The sequence below is a fragment of the Terrabacter sp. 2RAF25 genome, assembly GCF_052115265.1.
GTDB lineage: Bacteria > Actinomycetota > Actinomycetes > Actinomycetales > Dermatophilaceae > Terrabacter.
The window spans coordinates 1-2,590 of the sequence record NZ_JBFRGJ010000016.1 but is presented as its reverse complement, the minus strand read 5'-3'; the positions used below and the strand labels follow the sequence as shown (position 1 = coordinate 2,590).

Annotated in this window: 3 protein-coding genes; all 3 read left to right on the top strand. The window is 65.1% G+C overall.

Features of this window, described 5'->3' with window-relative positions:
* A partial coding sequence (istA, locus tag AB4091_RS21720) for an IS21 family transposase (RefSeq protein WP_442294965.1) occupies nt 1-1,423 on the top strand: 1,423 nt, incomplete at its 5' end.
* Entirely contained in the window at nt 1,413-2,204 is a 792-nt protein-coding gene (gene istB / locus AB4091_RS21715) for an IS21-like element helper ATPase IstB (RefSeq protein WP_442294963.1), read from the top strand. The genes istA and istB, both read left to right, overlap by 11 nt.
* Before the next feature lie 10 nt (nt 2,205-2,214).
* The coding region (locus tag AB4091_RS21710; protein ID WP_442294961.1) for a hypothetical protein at nt 2,215-2,590 on the top strand (376 nt) is incomplete at its 3' end.

Sequence of the window (2,590 nt, the reverse complement as noted above, 5' to 3'; positions counted from 1 at the left end):
GGCGGGCACGATCGAGCCGAAGTTCTCGGTGCCGGAGCGGCCCAGCAAGCTCGACCCGTTTGCCGACAAGCTGGCAGGCTGGCTGAAGACCGAGACCTCGAAGTCGCGCAAGCAGCGCCGCCCCYTGACGCAGCTCCATGCCGATCTGGTCGCAYTGGGGTTTACCGGCTCCTACAACCGGGTTGCKGCCTTCGCCCGTGAATGGCGYGCAGAGCGGCAGCGAGAACAGCAGACAACGGGACGCGGCACGTTCGTTCCTCTGACCTTCCGCCCGGGTGAAGCTTTCCAGTTCGACTGGAGTGAGGACTATGCCGTGATCGGCGGCGAGCGCACCAAGCTGCAGGTCGCGCATATCAAGCTGGCACACAGCCGGGCATTCCTGGTGCGCGCCTATCTGCTGCAGACCCACGAGATGCTGTTCGACGCCCATTGGCACGGCTTCCGCGTCTTTGGCGGCGTGCCGGAGCGTGGGATCTACGACAACATGCGGACGGCGGTGGACCGCATCGGCAGGGGCAAGGAGCGCCAGATCAACATGCGCTTTCTTGCCATGGCCAACCACTATGTCTTCGAGCCGGAGTTCTGCAATCCCGCCTCGGGCTGGGAGAAGGGGCAGGTCGAGAAGAACGTGCAGGACGCGCGGCCGCGCCTGTGGCAACCAATACCGAACTTCCCTGACCTCGCCGCGCTGAACGCCTGGCTCGAGCGGCGATGCCTGGAGCTTTGGCGGGAGATCCCGCACGGCCGTCTGGCCGGGAGCCTCGCCGATGCCTGGGCCGAGGAGCAGCCCGCGCTGATGCCGGTGCCGCCGGCCTTTGACGGCTTYGTCGAGCAGAGCAAGCGCGTCTCGCCCACCTGCCTGATCAGCTTTGAGCGCAACCGCTATAGCGTGCCTGCCTCCTTCGCCAACCGGCCGGTCAGCCTCCGGGTCTACCCCGATCGGCTTGTCGTGGCCGCAGAAGGGCAGGTTCTCTGTGAGCATGAACGGCTGATCCAGCGCTCCCATCATCTGCCGCCCCGCACGATCTATGACTGGCGCCACTACCTGACGGTGATCCAGCGCAAGCCTGGAGCGCTGCGGAACGGTGCCCCCTTTGTGGAGCTGCCGTCAGGCTTCAGGCGATTGCAGGACCAGATGCTGCGACGACCCGGCGGAGATCGGGAGATGGTCGATATCCTCGCCCTGGTCCTGCAGCATGACGAGCAGGCGGTGCTGACCGCGGTCGAGCTGGCCCTGTCCGATGGGGTGGCGACCAAGACCCATGTGCTGAACATCCTGCACCGGCTGATCGACGGCAGGGCAACCGACAGCCCGACCATCGATACGCCRCAGGCGTTGCTCCTGCGCCGCGAACCGAAGGCCAATGTCGAGCGCTACGACGACCTGCGCGCCCGCAGCAGCGGAGGCCGTCATGCGTCATGATCCCGCCAGCGGCGCCGTCGTCATCATGCTGCGCAGCCTGAAGATGCATGGCATGGCCCAGGCCGTCACCGATCTTATCGAGCAGGGCGCGCCCGTCTTCGAGGSGGCCGTGCCGATCCTGACRCAGCTCCTGAAGGCSGAGKTGGCCGAGCGCGAGGTGCGCTCCATCGCCTATCACATGAAGGCCGCGCGCTTCCCGGCCTACAAGGATCTGGCGGGCTTCGACTTCTCGGCAAGCGAGATCAACGAAGCCACGGTGCGCCAGCTCCACCGCTGCGAGTTCATCGACGGCGCACAGAACGTCGTGCTGATCGGCGGGCCGGGCACCGGCAAGACCCATGTCGCAACCGCCCTGGGCATCCAGGCCATCGAACACCATCGCCGAAGGGTCCGCTTCTTCTCCACCATCGAACTCGTCAACGCGCTCGAGCAGGAGAAAGCCAGGGGCAAGGCCGGGCAGATCGCGGAAAGCCTGACCCGGCTCGATCTCGTGATCCTGGACGAACTGGGCTATCTGCCCTTCAGCGCCTCAGGCGGTGCGCTGCTCTTCCATCTCCTGAGCAAGCTCTATGAACGCACCAGCGTTGTCATCACCACCAACCTGAGCTTCAGCGAATGGGCCAGCGTCTTCGGCGAYGCCAAGATGACCACCGCACTGCTCGATCGCCTCACCCACCGCTGTCACATCCTGGAGACAGGAAACGACAGCTTCCGCTTCAGGGCCAGCACCGCTGCAACACGAAAGAAGAAGGAGGGCACCCATGCCTTGACCCGGACATGACCCCAGCCGCATGACTAAAGGTGGGTCACTTCTCGATGGAAAACCCGGGTCAGTTCCGGGTGGAAATCAACAACTTGAAGCGGCGCTGACCGGTCCGAAGGACATTCTCGGCTTGCTTATGGGCGGCAATCTCGACTGCCTCTTGAGGCGGGATTTCAACGGCATCCTGAACACGTTGCAAGCGGGGCTCCGGTCAGGGGATTGGGCGTCTCTGATCGAGGATTCCTGCGGGTCGGTCCACAAGTCGATCAGCCAGGTGATGGCCGAGGCCGGGTTCCCCGGCGGCAAGGTTCAGGAAATGGCGCGGTCGGGCAATCCCGGCGCGGAGCGTGTGGCCCGGCAGGCGACCACCGGGGCGATGGTCGCGGCCGTGGCGGAGGAAACCT